The sequence below is a fragment of the Streptomyces sp. LARHCF249 genome (genome assembly GCF_052871255.1).
On record NZ_JBIXJQ010000023.1, the window covers coordinates 33,287 to 51,458 of the forward strand.

Genomic DNA, 18,172 nt, shown 5'->3' on the forward strand with positions numbered 1-18,172 from the left:
TCGCACAAAAACTGCGTCTACCGTACACGGTATCGCTTTAGTGTCCGCCGGACACAGTTACGCAAGGAGTCCCGCATGACCCAGCAGCACGCTTCCCGCCCCGGCCCGATGCCGGCTCCCCGCAGCGTCCTCATCTCCGGCGCGAGCATCGCCGGCCCCGCCCTCGCCCACTGGCTCGGCCGCCACGGCTTCCGCCCCACCGTCGTCGAACTCGCCCCCGCCCTGCGGCCCGGCGGCCAGGCCGTCGACTTCCGCGGCGAGACCCACCTCTCCGTCCTCCGCGGCATGGGCATCCTCGAAGAGCTCCGCCGCGTCCAAACCGGCGGCAGCCCCATGACCTTCGTCGACTCCGACGGCAAGCAGCTGCTCCACCTGCCCGCCGAGTTCGCGGGCGGGGACATCGAAGTCCTGCGCGGCGACCTCTCCCGCGTCCTCTACGAGGCCTCCCTCCCCCACACCGAGTACGTCTTCGGGGACTCCATCACCTCCCTCACCGAGACCCCCACCGGCGTGGACGTCACCTTCCGCACCTCCGCGCCCCGCACCTTCGACCTCGTCATCGGCGCCGACGGCCTGCACTCCAACGTCCGCCGCCTCGCCTTCGGCCCGGAGGCCGACCACGTCACCCACCTCGGGTACTACGCCGCCACCTGGAGCCTCCCCCACGACAACCACCTGGGCCTCCACCCCGGCAACGGCGACGGCCCCGGCCCGGGCCCCGGCTCCGTCGGCTACAACGCCCCCGGCCGTCTGGCGAGCGTCGGCGCGGACCACACCGACCCCACCCGGGCCCGCGCCTTCTTCGTCTTCGCCTCCCCCGAGCTCACGTACGACCGCCACGACCCCGAGGCCCAGAAGGCCCTCCTCCGCCGGGCGTTCACGGGCCTGCCCTGGCAGGTGGACCACCTCCTCGGCACCCTCACCACCGCCGACGACCTGTACTTCGACTCGATCAGCCGCGCCGACGTCCCCACCTGGTCCAGCGGCCGGATCGCCCTCGTGGGCGATGCCGCCTGCGGCGCGACCATCGGCGGCATGGGCACCGGCACCGGCATCGTGGCCGCGTACGTCCTGGCGGGCGAGCTCTCCCGTTCGCCCGAGGACCACCGGGCCGCCTTCACCCGCTACGAGTCCCTGCTCCGCGACTACGCCCGGGGCTGCCAGAAGAGCGGCGACCGTACGGGCCCCTTCCTCGCCCCGGCGACCGGGCTCGGCCTGCGCCTGCGCAACGGCCTGCTCGGCCGGCGCCGCATCCTCGGCTGGATGCTGAAGGCCGGCGCGGACGCGACGACCCTGCCCCTCCCCGGCTACCCGACCGCCCTGAAGGACGCCCGAACAACGGCCTGACCGTTAACGGCGTTAACGCCGTTAACGGCGTTAACACCGCCAAGCCCCCCACAGCCCACCCCTCGGCTCGCAAAAAAGTACCTGTCGACTGGTTTTTTTTACGCCGACCCGACTAGATTGACCCCCGGGGGAACCGCTCCCGCACCAGCAACCGGGAGATGCGTACGTGGCAAGGGCCAGGCAGGAACGGGCCGAGATCACCCGCCAGGCGATCCTGGACGGCGCGGCGATCGCCTTCGACCGCTTCGGTTTCGACGGCACCAGCCTCAGCGACGTCGTCCGGCACGCCGGTGTCACCAAGGGCGCCCTGTACTTCCATTTCCGGTCCAAGGAAGCCCTCGCCCGGACCCTGGTCGAGGAGCAGTTCCGGGTCGCCCAAGACGTTCCCGCCATCGAGAACCCCGGGCTCCAGACCGTCATCGACCTCACCCACCAGATGGCGTTCGGACTGCGCACCAACGTCCGCATCCGAGCGGGCATCCGCCTGGTCGTCGAGTTCGGCTCCTTCACCCGCCCCGACCCCGCCCCGTACAACGCCTGGATCGACACCTGCCACAGCTGTCTGACACCGGCCCAGGAACGCGGCGACGTCCTGCCGTCGCTCGACCCGTACGACGTCTCCACCTTCCTGGTCGGCGCGTTCACCGGCATCCAGATCACCTCGCACGTCCGCACCGACCGCGAGGACCTCCACTCCCGGGTCATCGACCTGTGGAACCTGGTCCTCCCCGGGATCGTCCCTGCGGACCGGATCCCCCAGTTCGACCCGGCGGGTTCGCCCGAGTGCCGGGCCGAACTCGCTCTGCCCGCCTGAGGGCGTTTCCAGGGCGGCCTCGCATACGCCGTGGTGAACCACGGGGGTGCTCGCTACGGCGTGTGCGAGGCCGCCCTGTCGCGCATCCGGAACCAGAACCGCGCCATTTCGTTAGCAAAACCCAAGCGTGGCGCTCACACGCCCCTCTGAACGTTAGTAAAGTCCCTCTCATGACTTCGCCCTCGTCTCAGAGCGACCGAGAGAAGGTCGTCTCCAAGCTTCCCCCGTGGCTGCGCCAGGAGTTGAAAATCCGCACCGCCCAACTGCGGGTGGACATCCAGGATGCCGTCCACCAGGGGATCAGCCACTGGAGCGCGCTCGCCTCCGCCCCCTCCCCCGTCGACACCTCCGGCGCCGAATCGTTCTCCACCTGGCTGCCCGCCGGCCAGTGGGAGTCCTTCCGCACCGACTCCAGGCACCGCGGTGTCTCCCTCATCCAGGGACTCGCCCAGGCCGTCAGCCTCTGGCTGGAGATGAACCCGGCCCCCACGGTCAAGCGGCCCTCCGTCGTACGCCGCATCATCGTGTGCAACCAGAAGGGCGGAGTCGGCAAGACCGCCATCACCGCCGGCACGGCCGAGGCCCTCGCCGAGGACCCCTCGACCCTCCACCCCGTGCGGGTCGCCCGCCAACTGGCCCGGCTCACGTCGGACGAGGACGCGCAGCCGGACCCGGCGTCCACCACCCTGGACCTGGAGGACCTCCCCGGCCTGGGCATGCGCGTGCTGCTGATCGACTTCGACCCGCAGGGCCACCTCACCAAGCAGCTCGGCCAGCAGCCGCTCCCGATCGGCGGCGACAGCCTCACCTGCCACATGGCCGGCGAAGCCAAGGGGCCGCTCTCCGATCTGATCGTCCCCATCGCGGACAAGCGCTTCGGCGACCGGCTGCACATCCTGCCCGCCTGTACGGACGCCTTCCTCCTCGACGTCCGCCTCTCCACCGTCCGCGCCCGCGAGGCCGCCCTCGAACGCGCCCTGGCCCCCGTCGAGTCCGACTACGACGTCATCCTCGTCGACTGCCCGCCGAGCCTCGGCCTGAGCATGGACGCCGCCATCTACTACGGGCGCCGCCGCGACACCGAGCAGCCGGGCGCCTCCGGCGCGCTGATCGTCGTACAGGCGGAGGACTCCTCGGCGGACGCCTACGACCTCCTCACCTCCCAGATCAACGATCTGCGCGACGACCTCAGCCTCGACATCGACTACCTCGGCCTCGTCGTCAACCTCTACGACGGCCGCCGCGGATACATCGCCACCTCCTCGCTCCAGGCCTGGATGGACATAAAGGATCCGCGGGTCGTCGCCGTCGTCCCCGACCTCAAGGAACAGCGCGAAGCCGTCCGCGTGAAGCAACCCCTCTTCGTCTACGCCCCCAAGGGCGACCAAGCGGTCGCCCTGCGCGCCCTCGCCCGGGAGATCTCATGAGCAGCAAGGCCGACAAACTCGGAGTCTCGGCGTCCTTCGCCCGGGCCCAGCCGGTCGGCGTCAGCTCCCGCCGCGCGGCGATCGCGGAAGCCACCGGCGCCCCCACCTCAGGTGTGGTCCCGCCGTCCGAGGTCCCCATCGAGGCCCTCGCCCACAACCCCTTCAACCTCCGCGAAGACCTCACGGAGATCGACGAGCTGGCCCAGTCCCTCATCGCCCGCGGTCAGCTCCAGCCCCTCGCCGTCGCCACCCGCATGGCCTTCATGGAGGCCCACCCGGGCGCCACCGACGGCCTGGGCCGCGCCCCGTACGTCGTCATCGACGGCAACCGCCGGCTGGCGGCCGCCCAGCGGGCCGGCCTCAAGACGCTGCACATCCACGTCAACGACGCCCTGTCCGCATCGGCGGCGGACATCCTCGAGTCGGCCCTGATCGCCAACGTCCACCGCGTGGACGTGGCCCCGATGGACCAGGCCCGCGCCCTCCAGGAACTCGTCGACGTCCACGGCTCCCAGGCCCAGGTCGCCAAGCGCCTCGGCAAGACGGCGGCCTGGGTCTCCCAGCGCCTGAGCCTCCTGAACCTCACCCCCACCCTCCAGGAGAAGGTCGAGACGGGCGAGCTCAAGGTCGAACCGGCCCGCCGCATCGGCCGCCTCCCCCAGGAGGCCCAGGAGGCCGCCGCGGAGGAGACGATCAACACCGTCAATCCCCCCCGCCAACGCACCCCCCAGCCCGTTAACGCCGTTAACGCCGTTAACGCCGTTAACGCCCCTCCGCCCCCGGCACCCCCCACCACCCCTCCCACCCCCTCCCCCCGCATCACGATCTCCACGATCTCCCCGGAAACGATCGCGGACGCCCTCACGGCACACCTCACCCCGGACGACCTGAAGGCCGTCACGGAACTCCTCATGCTGCGCATCTGAGCGGGGTATCCGAAGGCACCACCCACGCCGGGGGCGCTGACGCCGTTAACGCCGTTAACGCCGTTAACGCCCCCACGTGTGTTTCATGTGCGTTCAGCGGTGCGATTCGCATAGGCTGCCCCTCGGAGGTACAGCCATGCCGAACGAACAAGAGAGCCTCTTCGCAGCGGTCGACGCGCTGCTCGAGGAAGCCGCCCAGGACCCGCTCCCGCACCCGGACGAGCGCAAACGCCTCCGCGAGGCCGCAGGCCTGAGCCAGGACCAGATCGCCAAGGCCCTGCTGGTCCGCCGCGAAACGGTCACCTCCTGGGAAACCGGCCGCACCTCCCCCCGGCCCCCCAAACGCGCCGCTTACGCCCGCCTCCTGGAAGGCCTGGCCACCCTCCACCCCGTTAACGGCGTTAACGCCGTTAACGCCGCACCCCCTCACGCCCCCACGCCCGTTAACGCCGTTAACGGCGTTAACGCCGCCCCCCAACCCCCCGCCCGCATTAACGCCGTTAACGGTCCGGCTCCCCAACCCCCCACCCCCACACCGCCGACGGAGCCCCAGCCTCAAGAAGGAGCGGACAGGGCTGCAGCGCCGCAGACCCCCACCCCCCACCAGAGCCCCCGCCCCAAGCCCACCCCCACCCCCACCCCCCCGGCCCCGGCCCCGGCCCCGGCCCCGGCAGGAAACGGCCCCCTAGCCGTCCTGGACGGCACCGGCCAAGCCCACACCACCGGCGGCCTCATCCTCGACCACCCCACCGAGGACCTGCCCGCCCTCATCACCTGGGCCCTCGACCCGATCGGCGGCGCGAACCTCCGCTCCCCCCGCCTGCACCGCAACGGCAGGGACGGCGACCCGCTCCTCGTCCTCACCGCCCCCGCCGTGGAACGGCTCGGCCTCCCCCTCACCCTCGAGGACCGCCGCGGGCTCCGCCTCCCCGACAACCACCCCGTCATCAAGCAGCTCACCAAGAACAAGTGGCAGCTCACCCGCCGCGGCTTCGGCCCCTGGGCCCGCATCTACCGCCCCGCCACCCCCACCACCGGCCGCCAGTGCGTCCAGCTCGCGGTCCTGCCCTGGGGCGCCCTCGACCCCCGCGCCTGGGGCGAGGGCACCGCCGACCTCCCGGCCCCCGAACTCGCCGCGCTCCTCACCACGTACGCCACCCGCGTCCTCACCCCCCGCGGCTCCACCGCCGTCACCGGCCTCGAACTCATGACGGCCCTGCGTCCCCCCACCCGCGCCGCCCGCAACCCCGAGACCGACACCTGGGAATCCGCCCCCGTCGCCGGCTCACTCACCCACCCCGTCGACCCCGCTCCCCCGGAAGCCCCCGACGAGCACCCGGTGGTCGCCGCCCTCTACCCCCGCTCCCATCAGCGCACGCCGGACCAGGTCCTCGACGAGGAGGCGTACGACTGGATCCGCGACCCGGAGCTCCTCACCGACGCCGAGTGCGCCCGCACCCACGCCGTCGGCATCGACGTGAACATGGCCTTCGCCGCGGCCGCGAACCGCCTCACCGTCGGCCTGGGCCCCGCGACGCACCGTACGAACCCCCGCTTCGACCCGAAGACCCCCGGCTGCTGGCTGGCCGACCTCTCCGCCCTCCCCCTCGACCCCCGGCTCCCGAGCCCCTTCACCCCCCACGGCAAGGCCCCGACCGGCCCCGCCTGGTACGCCACCCCCACCCTCGCCTACGCACAGGAGCTCGGCCACGAGGTCCGCCCCGCCGAGGCCTGGCTCCGCCTCGACCACGGCCCCTACCTCGACGCCTGGTACACCCGCCTGCGCGACGCGTACATGGCCACGATGGCCGACCTCGGCATCACCCCGGCCCTCACGGAGGACGAGTTCCTCCGGGCGATGGCAGCCCGCTCGGAGCATCACAGCCCCGTCCCCGCGGCGGTCCTCTCGGCGATCAAGTCCACCGTCAAGGGCGGCATCGGCAAGCTCCGCGAACGCCCCCAGGGCGCCGGCTACCGCCCCGGCGAGCGCTGGCCCGCCCTCGAACGCCCCACCTGGCGTCCCGACATCCGCGCCGCGGTGATCGCCACGGCCCGCGTCAACATGCACCGCAAGATGAACAAGCTCGCCACCACGGCGGGCCTGCACCCCATCGCGGTCCTCTCGGACTGCGCCGTCTACCTGTCCGACGGCCCCAGCCCCCTCGACTTCCTCCCCCGCACCCCCGAGGGCAAGCCCCTCCCCGGCGGCTTCCGCCTCGGCGTCAGCCCCGGCATGGTCAAGCACGAGGGAACCCAGAGCCTGCTGTGGGCCGTCCAGATGCTCGACGAACACCTCAACCCCGCCCGCCACATCAAGGGCCACGACGCAGCGGCAGACGGCGAGTAACCCATGTCCGACATCTCAGACAGCCTGACCAAGGCCGACACACTGCACTTCACCCGCCCGATCCCCAAATCCGCGGGCGCCCAGATGCGGTTCCTGGTCAAACACCTGAAAAGCACCAAAGCCGTCGCGACGACGCTCGGCATCTCCCAGCGCACGGTCGAGCGCTACGTCAAGAACCAGATCAGGCAGCCCAAGCCGGAACTCGCCGCCCGCCTGGAGAACGAGGTACGGGTCCGCTGGCAGCCGCTGGTCCGCAAGCGCGCCCGCGACCGGGCCGCGACCACCACGGGCCTGGTCATCGAAACCCGCGCCCGCTTCGGCTTCACCGCCGCCCCCGGCACCACCGACGACGGCCGCATGCGCCGCATCACCCAGCACCTGCCCCCGGAGTACGCGGCACGCCTCTTCGCCGCCCAGGAAGCCGGCTCCGCCGAACCCCAGCTGCGCCGGATCGCGGCCGAAGCCCTCCAGGAGATCTACTTCAAGGACAACGGCGCGCGCGCGACGAGCCTCCTGGTCGAGTTCACGGACATCGACTACGTCGACTTCGCCTTCTGACCCGCATGAAGGGACCGGAGAGACTCAAGGGACCGGAGGGACTCAAGGGACCGGAGGGACTCAAGGGACCGGAGGGACTCAAGGGACCGGAGGGACTCAAGGGACCGGAGGGACTCAAGGGACCGAATTTCGCCATTGTCTTCGAACACTTCCAGCCGCCGGTAGCCGCAGGTAGCCGCGGCTACTCACAGGGACCAGAGGGACGGAAGGGACCAAAGGGACCGAATCACGCAACGGTCGGCGTGGACAGCCCCCGCTGCGAGCGCTCGGTCTTCCTGCCCACCTGCCGGGGCTCGATCGTGCGCGGGTCGACGGCCTCACCCGGCGCGCCCTCCCGGTACAGACCGTGGGGCTCGGCGTCCCGGTCGTGCGGCAGGAGGTAGAAGACGCGCCGCTTCTGCAGACCGCTGTCGGGGTCCGCCTCCGCCGTGTCACCGAGCTCGGTGAAGCCGATCATGCGCCCGTCACGGTGGTAGCGCGGCTTCCCCCGGCGGCGAGGAGTCTTGTCCAGGGCCTGGCGCACGTAGTCGAGCTCTTCGGGATCCTCCAGCCACACCACTTTGTCCTCGTGGGCGAGATCGCTTGCTGTCAGTAGCGAGCTCATGGCCTGGGTCCTTCCTCGTTCACGTCGGCCCTTCCGGGCCCCTGGTTCCTCCACGCCGCGAACGGCGCCGAATCCGGTATGCGGCAGGGCCTTGCGGGCCACAGCCGGCTGGTGGGTCTGTTCATCGTCCTTGTCCATCGTAGGCGTGCCCGCCCCGGGGCGGCGGCACACGTCGGCCAGTCAGGTCGTGCCTGCCCTGTTCGCCTCGCGCGGCGTCTGCTCTTCGTCGGCCAGGAGGGCCAGGCCGGGGTAGAACTTCTGCCCGTTCGAACGGAGCATCTCATTCGGCGAGGCGACGCCGACCTCGGCGCGGATGCGTGTGGCGAACGCGCGGGTGGTCGCGGGACGCAGGCCCTCGCCGTCGAGACACCAGGCACTGTAGGCGCGGTAGAGGGCTCCCTGCTCGACCTTGAGGTCCCGAGGATCGGGCAGATCCGCCCCCGTGGTGCAGCATTCGGCGAGAAACCGCCCGATGTGGTCCTCGGTGGTGGCGTACGCCTGGGTGGCCGTACGCACCACGCTGGGCCCGGTCAGCGCCGGCTTGGTGGCGAGATAGGCCTTGGCTCCCTGGATCATCCAGTGGAGGATGCCCGGGCCCTCCTCCTGGACGAGGGCCTCCGCCAGGTTGTCGATCTTGCGGTGGTCGGGGACGACCTTCTCGAAGGGGATCAGCCGGATCCGGCGCCAGAACGCGTGGCCGCCGGTGCCGACCTCCGGACGGTGGTTGCCCAGCAGCCACAGCTTGTGCGTCGGCTCGAAGCTGAAGAAGTCCTGCCGCATGCGGCGGGCCTTCAGCCGGTCGCCGCCCGTCAGGAGCTTGACGCGGGCCTCGTCGAACTTGTCGTGCGGCTTGAGCTCGCTGCACACGAACAGGCGCCGGCCGTGCAGCTCCGTCAGCTCGGTGGAGTGCTCGTTGAACTTGCCGCGTTCCATGAGGAAGCCCGGCGGGGCCACGTCCGCGTAATCGCCGAGGATCTTGATGACGACGTCCAGGAGAGCCGACTTCCCGTTCGCGCCGACGCCGTAGAGGAACGGCAGGACCTGGCCGCCGACGTCACCGGTGATGGAGTAGCCGAGCAGGAGATGAAGAAAGTTGATCATCTCCTTGCCCTTGTCGTCGTCGCCGAACGTCTGGTGGAGGAACAGGTGGAACCGGGGCGTCGGCATGGCCTCGGGCGCCAGATGCGTGGCGCGCGAGTGCAGGTCCCGGGTGGGGTCGGGCTTGTGCAGATCGCCCGTACGCAGGTCCACGACACCGGCCGGGGTGCACAGGGCGTACTTGTCGCCGTCCAGGGTGTCCGGGTCCAGGGCGAGTTCGGGCGACGCCTTCGCCTGGGTGAGCATGGCCTTCACGCCCGAGGTGGACATGGCGCGCTTGCGGTGGTTGGCCAGCTCCCGGTCGGTGAAGTGGCCGCGCGGGTCGTGGGTGGGCAGGTCCTCCGCCATGTCGCCGGCCGCCCAGATCGCGGCCTTCTCCCCGCCGGTGCGCTTCCACCGGTACTCGTCCCACACGTACCAGCCCAGTCCCTCCACGTGCCGGAACCGGTCGTGGTGGAGGTGGGCGAACAGCTTGGCGTTGCCGCGGTCGGTGAGGTTCTGCAGCAGACCGGCCCCGATGAAGTCGCCGGTTCCGGCTCCGGCGGCGGCCGCCGCCGGAGCTGCGCTCTGCTGGGCGGGCAGCCGCCGACCGGGCGCGGCGGCCTCCGTGGTGAACGCGGCGAGCTGTTCGGCCGCGGCCTGGGCGTTGAACCCCGTGCTTCCGGCGTTGCTCATGGGCGTTCCTTGGGGTGGATCGGGCGGTCGCTTCCGGCTCGGAGCCCTGCTTCGACGATGAGGACGTTGCGGCGCGGCTGGTGGGGTCGTGCGTGGTCCGCGGCTTCCAGGAGCAACTCCCTGCACTCCCCGGCCGCGAGGTGCCCCGCGGCGACCAGCCCGCCGGCCGTGAAGGCGGCCCGGTTGAGCTTCTCGCTGAAGGCGGTCCCCTCGGGACTGGCCCCGCAGGCCCGCACTTCGTCCAGCAGGGAGCCGAGCACGCGCCTCCCGCCCCCTCCGGGCCGACGACCCTGCGGGCGCGCCGCAGAGGCCGCCACAGGGGCCCCTGCGGCCGCCGCAGGGGCCGCTTCGACACGGTGCCCGGTACGGGAGAGTTCGGCGGCCAGCCACAGCGGCAGGGCCGCGGGCACCCGGGCGCCGGGCAGCGGCTCGTAGACGCCCGCGGCCGTACGCGTCGTGGGCGCCACGATGTAGCCGCCGATGGCGCGGACATCGACCTGCCAGGCCAGCGCCACCTTGGAACTCGAGCCGCTGGAACACCGGAAGCCCGGCCCCTCCTGGGGCGCCCGGTACCAGATGTGCATCCCTCCGGACGGCGTGCGCACGCGCAGCGTCGACGTGTCCTCGCAGGGGTTGGGCCGGGAACGGTACGCGGCCAGGAGCGCCAAGGTGTCGAATCCGCTCTGCAGTCCGGTCAGGTCGACACGGTCGTCGATGGGGATACCGGGCAGCAGTCGCTGCCGGTCGGGCAGGGTCGCCGCGTGGGCGTCGACATCGATCACCACGAGTCCGGCAGGACCGCAGGACACCCCGATGCCGAAACCCGGCTCGGCCTGCCACCACTGCCGCACCGTACGCAGGTCCGTGGTGGCCGCGTGGAAACCGTGGCACCAGCGGCCCTGCGCAGGGCACGGGCACTCCTGCGGCGTGTGCCTGCTCCCCCGGCACTCAGGGCAGTTCGCAGCCGGCGTCTTGGTCCCTGGAGCCAGCGGATGCACCGGGTAGCCCCGCGAGGCCATCCAGGTCGCCACGTCCAACGCCGTCCCGCCGCCACTGACACCGCGTGACGGCTGCTCGGAATAGACGGGCACTGGCTCTTCCTTGACGCGCGGTGAGGGACGGTTTCCTCCTGTCCCGGACCCTGCGTCTCAGGGACCAGAGGGACTGAAGATTCACTATCTCGGAGATTACCGCAGAGGCCGTAGCCGGTCGGGCTCGATATCCGCTGTATCGAGACTTGAGTCCCTTCAGTCCCTCAGTCCCTGAAGTTCTACCCCGGTACCTCCGCAAAGGCTGTTTCTTCCACCACAGGACACGCCCGGGCGTGTCGCGGCCCCTCTCGGCTCGGCAACCGCCGGACCGACCCCCGCCACTTCCCACCCCTGCTGCCTTCAGTCCCTGCCCCACACCAACCGCCCGGCGGCGGTCCGACACCGCTCCGGACCCGCCCCAGGTACCGAACCGCCCAGACCCCCGTTCAGTCCCTCGCTCTTCAGTCCCTGAACAAACACGCAGGTCAGAGCCCTCCGGTTCCCGACTCAGGGACTGAAGGGACTCAGAATCACTACTTCCAGCCTTTACGTGTGTGCGTGTATGCGCGCCCGTATATGGATCTTGCTTACGCATATGTGGCTTATAACTGCGAAGTTGAGTCCCTTCAGTCCCTGGCAACGATGGTGCACCCCGCTGACCTGCAGGTTTGTGCAGTGACTGAAGGGACAGGGACCGAAGGGTCCGAACCGGGCTTCAGCCCCTTGTCGGGGAGGGAGTACCGAGGGAGGGACCGCCCCCATGAAAACCGAGCAGGGACTGAACACCCCGCGGACTCTCCGTCGCGGACGCGGGACTCACGCTCTTGACGACACCGGCCCCGCTGCACGGGCGCAGCGGGGCCGGTCGGTTCGGCGGCAGGTCCTCAGCGCAGGACCGGGATCACATCCCGCGTCTCGTCCACCTCGATGCCCGCGATACGGGAGCCGAGCGGTCCCGGCGGCGTCTCGTCCGCACAGACGGTGCCCCGAGCGGGCAGCGCCAGGGTGGCCAGGTACTCCGTGACCAGGCCGCTGACGCACGCGCTCCGGTTGTACGCGGTGTGTCCCTCACCGGCGAAGGTCAGCAGCCGCCCGTTCTCCAGCGTCCCGGCGAGCGCCACGGCGTCCTGGTACGGGGTGTCCGGGTCCCCCGTCGTGCCGAGGACCAGGATCGGGGCGGAATCCGACGCCCGGTAGGAGCCCTCGAACCGGCTGGGGCGCTCCACCGGCCACTGGGCGCAGGTGGGCGCGTGGTTGTGGTCGTAGGTGGGCGGCCCCAGACCGATCGCGGGCCCCAACAGCGGAGCGGCAGCGGCCTCGGCACTGACCAGAGCGCTCAGCAGCAGCCGGCTGGCCGGATAGACGCGGTCGGCGCACTCGACGGCCAGGTTGACGCTGAGGAAGTCGAAGGAAGCAGGCGAAGGCGGCGACAGCAGGAACGACCCCTGCCGCGCCTGCGCCGCCCGCAGCGCCTGCCCCAGCTCGGGCCAGATCTCCTTCCCCGCATTGATGTTGAACATCAAACGGTAGGCGAGGGTGTAGCCGGTGGCCGGGCGTCCGCTCGCGGTGATGACGGGATCGGCGTCCAGCGCCCGCTTGAGCTCCTCGAAGGCCTCCCGCGGCCGTCCCTCGCCAATCCGCAGACGGCGGCATTCAGCGCACACCAGTCCAGGAACCGGCCGACCGCCGCGTCCAGCGCGACGAACTGCGCGGCGTCGTAGGCGTACGGCACATCGGCGTAACGCCGCGGATCGTACGCCCCGTCCAGGACCATGGCACGCACCCGCCGCGGGAACTGCGCGGCGTAAACAGTGCCGACGTAACCCCCGAAGGACCGGCCGTAGAACGAGAGCGTCTCCTCACCGAGCGCCTGCCGCAGCAGATCGATGTCCCTGGCGTTCGACCCGGTGCCGATGAACGGCACGAGCTCACCGGACCGCTGCTGACAGGCCGTGGCGAACTCCAGTCCCTGCCGGACAGCGCCCTGCACCGCCCCCGGCCCGGGCACCCCGCGCGCGGCGTCCACGGCGGCGGAGTACTCCTTGTCGTCCCAGCACTCCACCTGCCCGCTGCGCTTCACACCGCGCATGTCGTATCCGACCACATCAAAGGGGTCCCGCAACGAGGCGGGCAGCGCTTCGTAGCTGTTACGGGCGAAGTCCACACCGGAGTTCCCCGGCCCGCCCGGATGCAGCAGCAGAACACCGGTGCGGCGGTCCCGGTCACTCGCGAGCCGCCGGGTCACCGCCAGCGGGACCGTACGCCCAGTCGGCTGCCGATAATCCAGCGGCACCCGGGCCGTCGCACACTCGAACCCGTCCCTGGACCCGTCACAGGGCCCCCAGACCAGAACAGGAACAGACGGCCCGCCAAGCGCCGCGGCCGCCCTCGCCGGCGCGACCCCCAGCACCGCACTGACCGCGACCAAAACAAAAACGATCCCCCACACCACACGCTCGCGCAGGTCATCAGCTGAACGGCTCTGCATCCGGCGACCCTCCGTCACGATTGCTGCGAACAACCGCCAACGTAGACCCACCCCCCACCCAAGTCAGCCCACCAGCAGCCGACTCCCCCTACCCCCAGCGTTGTACCCACCCGCACGCCCCCGGCAGGTTCGGACTCGGCCGGGAGAGGCGCCCAGAGGAGAACGCCGCAGGTGATCCATCGGGCCGAGCCGCATACCGCCAGTCACGTGGTGCGAGGGCGGGAGATTCCAGAGGTCGAGTCTCTGGCCGATGACGCAACCCGAGTGCGCCGTCCACCAGCCGTTGCGCCTTCAGCAGCGTGCCCCGACGAGAGCGCCACCCGGGATCTGCTGCCCCACGGCAGCGACGGCTGACCGGGGGCGAGCCGGCGGCGAGGCACGAGGCGTTGTGCGGCTGCCAGCGGGCCGAACTCGGTCGTCTCGGTGTCCTGTACATACCGCCGGGCCGGGCTGTGCCGGTCCAGCCGCCGTAGTCGATGCGGTTGCTTGGGCTGCCTCCGGTCCAAGTGCTGGCGGACTAGCCTCCGATCATGTCCCCGATGTCGTGGAACCGGGTCTTTCCCGAGGCGTCGGGGTTTTCGATGTCGATGGTGGTGATCATGAAAGGGAGTCCTTGCGGAGGCAGGTGGTGGTGCTGTCAGTTCTTGATGCCGTGGCGTGTCCATTGAGCCAGGGGTTGCGGTGACCGGTCATGGCCCGGAATTTCGTGGCTTGACAGCGCCGGGCTTGCGGCCTCGTGGGGGTCACTAGCCCCTGGAACCGCGTTGCCGCGCGGCACACGGTGCCTGCGCGCCGCCTTCGGGCCCTTCGGGCGAGGGGGCGAGGCTCATTGCGGTCACCGGCGGAGGGCATCGCGTTCCGCGCTCTGCCGGCCAGCGTGACCTGGCGGATGTGGTCAGGACTGGTGTGGCGTGGGGAAAGGGCAGGAGTCTGGCGGACCTGCCATTTCTGCGCTCGAGTGAGCGCGCCGAGGCCACGAACAGGGGCCGACCGCAGCGGTGGCTAAAAGCGGCTCACGTTCTCGTTCTAAGTCGAGGTGGCTATCGCTCCGTCGTCTGAGGGCGGCGGCTCGTACCGCGTGATGAGGCATCCTCACTCCACCGTCCGATGAGGCCGCCACTGCACAGGACGTGGTCGTGTTGGCGGCGTCTCACCTGGATGCCATGTGATCCAGTTTCAAGCTGCCATTGCTTTTGAAGCATCCGGTGTCCGTAGCTCTCTGGCGATGTTAGAGACGATCCCACAGCGGCTGCGGTCACGCGGGCTGTTGGCCGCGCCGTTGTTCGCTGCTGGATCCCAGGTCCCGCACTCGTCCTGAGGAGAAGAGACCGCTCTGAGAGGGCGGACTGTGCTGGTTGTGCTGTTGGAGTTAGGTGTTGGAAGTTTGCTGACATGGGGTCATGAACTCGGAGGGAGCCAAGAGGGAAACGCGGAGCTTTGCCGAGGGCGCGGAGGTGGGCTTTTGCTGCCTGCCTTCTTGGTGACCGTCCGTACTGTTGGGGTGCGTCTTTGGTCTTCCTCTGAGCCTCGCTTTCCTCGCTTCATGGCACGCCGACGGAGTTCGCGGAGCTCCATCGAGTCCGATCCCGGTGGATCGGTTGGAAGTGGTTCGGGTCCGGCCAAGAGAGCGCACAGATCCGCGGTTGGTTCAGAGCGCCTGCAGGTGGCCGACTGCCCCGTATCCATGCTGCATCTGGCAGCTGCGCTGAAGGGGCCGGGGCCTTGAGAGGCCGCATGCTGAATGGGCTCATCCTGCCTGACCGCCGTTGTGGCTGGCCAGGCCCCGCGATAGCGGGGCTATGGGTCGGGGGGTGAAGGCCCCATTGGGCGGAATGGGGAGGTCCGGGTCGTACGATCTCCGACGTGATCCGTCCTCTGTCAGGTCCTCCTAAGTGGAGGCACCCCTTTGCTGCATTTGCGCTGACTCTTCTGATAGCCGTCTGCTGGTATGGGCTACAGCCGGTCTATCCGGACTGTGTTTTCTTCTCCAGTGCTCCTCCCGGGAAGTCGCTGAGCCCGAACGAGGCGCATCAACGGGCAATCGAGTCAGGGCAGTGCGAGCCACCCCATGCGCTCTGGACCACCTGGACCGATTGACCTCCCCCAGCAGCAGGAGGAGCCAGCCTCACTTCTGCCAGCCGCCGCGGAGCGGGCTGGTCCTGGAGGCGGAGCCGGAAGGTCCTGGCGTGGGAGCGAAGCGGACACCCAACGGGCCTAAGGCCCGGACCCCGTGGAACAGCGTCATCCAGGCAAGCGAAGCGGGCCGTTCGAGTGGAGCGGAGCGGTACCTGCCCCCTGTCCGGAGCGAAGCGTAGGACTCCGGCCGAAGGCCGGCCATGGCTTCGGCGAAGCCGAGCCCCGCCGAGCGAAGCGAGGCGGTTCGTTGGCGCAGCGCGCAGCGCTGCGGGGCCCGAAGCGAAGCGGAGGGCCGGCCCCCGAAGGGGGCTTCGGGCGAGCAAAGCGAGGCCGGTCTCTCCTGAGCGCGCAGCGCTCAGGCACCCGCTCGATCTATCTGCATGCTCAGTTCGAATCAGATCGCCGTAACGGCTGGGGAGGGGCTGTTAATCCTGAAGCCCGGCCCCGCCGAGCGTAGTTGGGCGGTTCTCTCCTGCGCGCGGGTTGCGTGTAGGTATCCGCTGCCCAAACCTGTGGTCTCACGCTCCGTCATCCGGTCCGGGTAACGGTCGGCCCATTTTCAGGCGCGCAGCGCCCTGGGGTCCCAGTCAGGCTGCTGCACAGCTTCTCGAGTCTTATTCCTGTGGGAACAGGATGTAGCCGTGGGTGTTGAACCGGCTCAGTACGGACTCGGACACCCCGCCTTCGGGGGCCATCTGCTGTTTCCAGTCGCCCTCGTGCCAGCGCGCGGTCATCAGTACCGTCGTCACAGTGCCTCCCGGGTTGCGGTACGCGATGTCGATGACGGCGGCGTCCGGGGTGTAGGTGACGAGTTTGTACCCGGCCGGCACCATTCGGTTCGACTTCTCGGGGTAGTCGGGCTGGCCGCTGCGGTTCGCCGCCGTACCCTGTTCGAACACGTCCTTCGCGGCGTCGGGGAAGACCTGCTGCTTCACGACCTTCCGCCAGTCCGGGCCGTTGGAGGCCCGGGCGCTGATGTTCACCAAGGCGAGGACAGCGCCGCGCGGGGTACGCGCATAGCAGCGGGCGACCTGGCCCTCGGTGACCGCCGGGCCTGAGGTCTTTGACGCGGGCAGGCGCAGCGGGCCGAAATCGGTCCATCCCATCCCCGCTGGGGCCACATCATCAGCGCTCGCGGCATCGGTCCGGTCGTCCGCCAGTGGCGGGCAGGAGGTACCGGCGTGCGGCGATGCAGTCCGGCCCTGGTCAGCTCCCGCCACTGTCCCGGCCGGGGAACTGCTCTGGCCGACCCCTGGGCTCTGGGCAGCGTCGACACTCTGCCTGCCGGAGGAGTTCCCGCATCCGGCGAGCAGCATGACGGCAATTGCCGCGACGGCACCCGCGGCCTTCCGGCTGTTTCCCACTGTTCCTCCTCGGTGGCCCCGTTTCTACGGGCGGTTCACAGGAACCAACCATGATCATATGGGTGTTCGATCCGACCTGGGCTGTCTTCTCGGCCTGCACTGCTGGTCCGGGAAGGGCGAAGCCCGGAAGCTTGAGGGCCCGCAAAGCGGGCAACCCGTGTGAGCGCAGCGGACACGGGAGCGGTCCGAAGCGAAGCCAAGGACCCCGGCTGATGATCTGTGTTTGTTTGGCAGGGGTGGTTCAGCGTTGTGATGTGAGTGGGCTGGGGTCTTGGAGGGGGAGTTGGAGGGATCGGGGTGGGGGAGTGGAGCGGACCTTGCCTAATGGGTCGATGTGCCGGGTTCTGTGTAATGGGGTCACCCTGGTTTGTGGGGCGGGGTGTTTGGGGTGGAGGGAAGCGGATCCTGGAATCGTCGCCGGTGGTTGTGGGTCTTTTGCCGTGGTTGTGTTCGGTGTTGGCCTGTGATATCGGCGTCAGGTGGGTGGGTCCTGAGTGTCTGTACTCAGGACTTGGGCCGGTCGGGTTGTGAGCCTCGGGTGTATGAGCAAGGTTTACGGGGTTTTGGCGGGATGCGTGATTGGTGGTGCGGTCACAGGTTGGATGGCGAGGGTTTTGTGGTTGTGGTCGATTGTGGAGGGCGAGCGTAGTTGTGCGGACATTGCGACGTTGTGTTTCTCTCTCTACCGGCTTGCGGGGATCGGGTTGTGGGTGTTTCTGGTTGTGCCGGTGCTGCTGCTGACTGTGTGGTTGTTGGAGGTGCGGCCGTTGAAAGCGACGGTCATGGCGTCGTTGGCTCTGCAGTGGTTCGTCATCGTCGTTCTCGCCGGCCTTTCGCGGCAGGATCTCCCTGAGTCCACGGCCTTGAACGTGGGGGTCATGGCGGTGGGCCCGGTCCTTGTCGCGGTCTGCGCGGATCCGGCGCGGCGGAAGGTGGGGTTGGTCGCCGTGGGCGTGTTGGTGACGGTGTGTCTCTCTCTTGTCTGGTTCTCCATCCAGGTGAGCGGATACTTCCTCTGAACGGCCGAGGCTCCTCGCCCGAAGGGGTACTCGAAGACACAGGTGGCTGCCGAGCCGATCCCCCACTTCCCCGCTGGCAGCCGCCCGCTTAGCGGGCTGGTCCTGGAAGCGGAGCTGGAAGGATCCGGGGTGGGGGAGTGGAGCGGACCCGCCCAACGGACCGAAGACCCAGTTCCCGTGAAACGGGGTCACCCTGGGGTGGGCAGTAGGCCGTTCGGGTGGAGCGCAGCGGAACCCGAACTAGTCAGGAGCGCAGCGCAGGCACCGGTCAGAAGGGCCGACTGCTCGGCGGAGCCGAGTCCGGCCGAGCGAAGCGGAGCCGGTTCATTGCCCTGGAG

13 protein-coding genes are annotated in these 18,172 nt (G+C 69.7%); 7 read left to right on the forward strand and 6 right to left on the reverse strand.

Annotated elements, in window-relative coordinates:
- Positions 1-75 precede the first annotated feature (75 nt).
- From ACIPUC_RS36545 to tpg, 6 genes are all read left to right on the forward strand, one after another.
- Positions 76-1,347 (forward strand): FAD-dependent monooxygenase, encoded by a 1,272-nt coding sequence (locus tag ACIPUC_RS36545; RefSeq protein ID WP_446594707.1) that lies wholly within the window; start codon positions 76-78, stop codon positions 1,345-1,347.
- Positions 1,348-1,513: 166 nt separating this feature from the next.
- Positions 1,514-2,161 (forward strand): ScbR family autoregulator-binding transcription factor, encoded by a 648-nt coding sequence (locus ACIPUC_RS36550; RefSeq protein WP_446594708.1) that lies wholly within the window; start codon positions 1,514-1,516, stop codon positions 2,159-2,161.
- Between the two features lie 170 nt (positions 2,162-2,331).
- Positions 2,332-3,588 (forward strand): ParA family protein, encoded by a 1,257-nt coding sequence (locus ACIPUC_RS36555; protein WP_446594710.1) that lies wholly within the window; start codon positions 2,332-2,334, stop codon positions 3,586-3,588.
- Positions 3,585-4,514: a ParB/RepB/Spo0J family partition protein gene (locus ACIPUC_RS36560; RefSeq protein ID WP_446594711.1), complete on the forward strand. Its 930-nt coding sequence runs from the start codon at positions 3,585-3,587 to the stop codon at positions 4,512-4,514. Before ACIPUC_RS36555 ends, ACIPUC_RS36560 begins: the two co-directional genes overlap by 4 nt.
- 136 nt (positions 4,515-4,650) lie before the next feature.
- Positions 4,651-6,861, forward strand: a complete 2,211-nt coding sequence (gene tap, locus ACIPUC_RS36565; RefSeq protein WP_446594713.1) for a telomere-associated protein Tap — start codon at positions 4,651-4,653, stop codon at positions 6,859-6,861.
- Positions 6,862-6,864: 3 nt separating this feature from the next.
- Positions 6,865-7,419 carry a telomere-protecting terminal protein Tpg gene (tpg, locus tag ACIPUC_RS36570; protein WP_446594715.1) on the forward strand — a complete coding sequence of 185 codons (555 nt, stop codon included), beginning with the start codon at positions 6,865-6,867 and terminating at the stop codon, positions 7,417-7,419.
- Positions 7,420-7,645: 226 nt separating this feature from the next.
- Here tpg and ACIPUC_RS36575 read toward each other — a convergent pair whose 3' ends face one another.
- From ACIPUC_RS36575 to ACIPUC_RS36600, 6 genes are all read right to left on the reverse strand, one after another.
- Positions 7,646-8,023: a DUF6009 family protein gene (locus ACIPUC_RS36575; RefSeq protein WP_257559655.1), complete on the reverse strand. Its 378-nt coding sequence runs from the start codon at positions 8,021-8,023 to the stop codon at positions 7,646-7,648.
- Between the two features lie 180 nt (positions 8,024-8,203).
- Positions 8,204-9,796 (reverse strand): DNA primase family protein, encoded by a 1,593-nt coding sequence (locus tag ACIPUC_RS36580; RefSeq protein ID WP_446594717.1) that lies wholly within the window; start codon positions 9,794-9,796, stop codon positions 8,204-8,206.
- The gene (locus tag ACIPUC_RS36585) at positions 9,793-10,887 is read right to left on the reverse strand and encodes a bifunctional DNA primase/polymerase (protein WP_446594718.1); all 1,095 of its coding nucleotides are present in this window, start codon (positions 10,885-10,887) and stop codon (positions 9,793-9,795) included. Before ACIPUC_RS36585 ends, ACIPUC_RS36580 begins: the two co-directional genes overlap by 4 nt.
- Positions 10,888-11,711: 824 nt before the next feature.
- Positions 11,712-12,347: an alpha/beta hydrolase gene (locus ACIPUC_RS36590; protein ID WP_446594720.1), complete on the reverse strand. Its 636-nt coding sequence runs from the start codon at positions 12,345-12,347 to the stop codon at positions 11,712-11,714.
- On the reverse strand, positions 12,347-13,315 hold the full coding sequence (locus ACIPUC_RS36595; protein WP_446594722.1) for an alpha/beta fold hydrolase: 969 nt from the start codon (positions 13,313-13,315) through the stop codon (positions 12,347-12,349). Before ACIPUC_RS36595 ends, ACIPUC_RS36590 begins: the two co-directional genes overlap by 1 nt.
- Positions 13,316-16,065: 2,750 nt before the next feature.
- Positions 16,066-16,557 (reverse strand): hypothetical protein, encoded by a 492-nt coding sequence (locus ACIPUC_RS36600; RefSeq protein ID WP_446594724.1) that lies wholly within the window; start codon positions 16,555-16,557, stop codon positions 16,066-16,068.
- Between the two features lie 800 nt (positions 16,558-17,357).
- On the opposite strand from ACIPUC_RS36600, the gene ACIPUC_RS36605 reads away from it, so the two are divergent.
- A complete protein-coding gene (locus tag ACIPUC_RS36605; protein ID WP_446594726.1) occupies positions 17,358-17,834 on the forward strand; it encodes a hypothetical protein in 477 nt (158 codons plus the stop codon).
- Positions 17,835-18,172 lie beyond the last annotated feature (338 nt).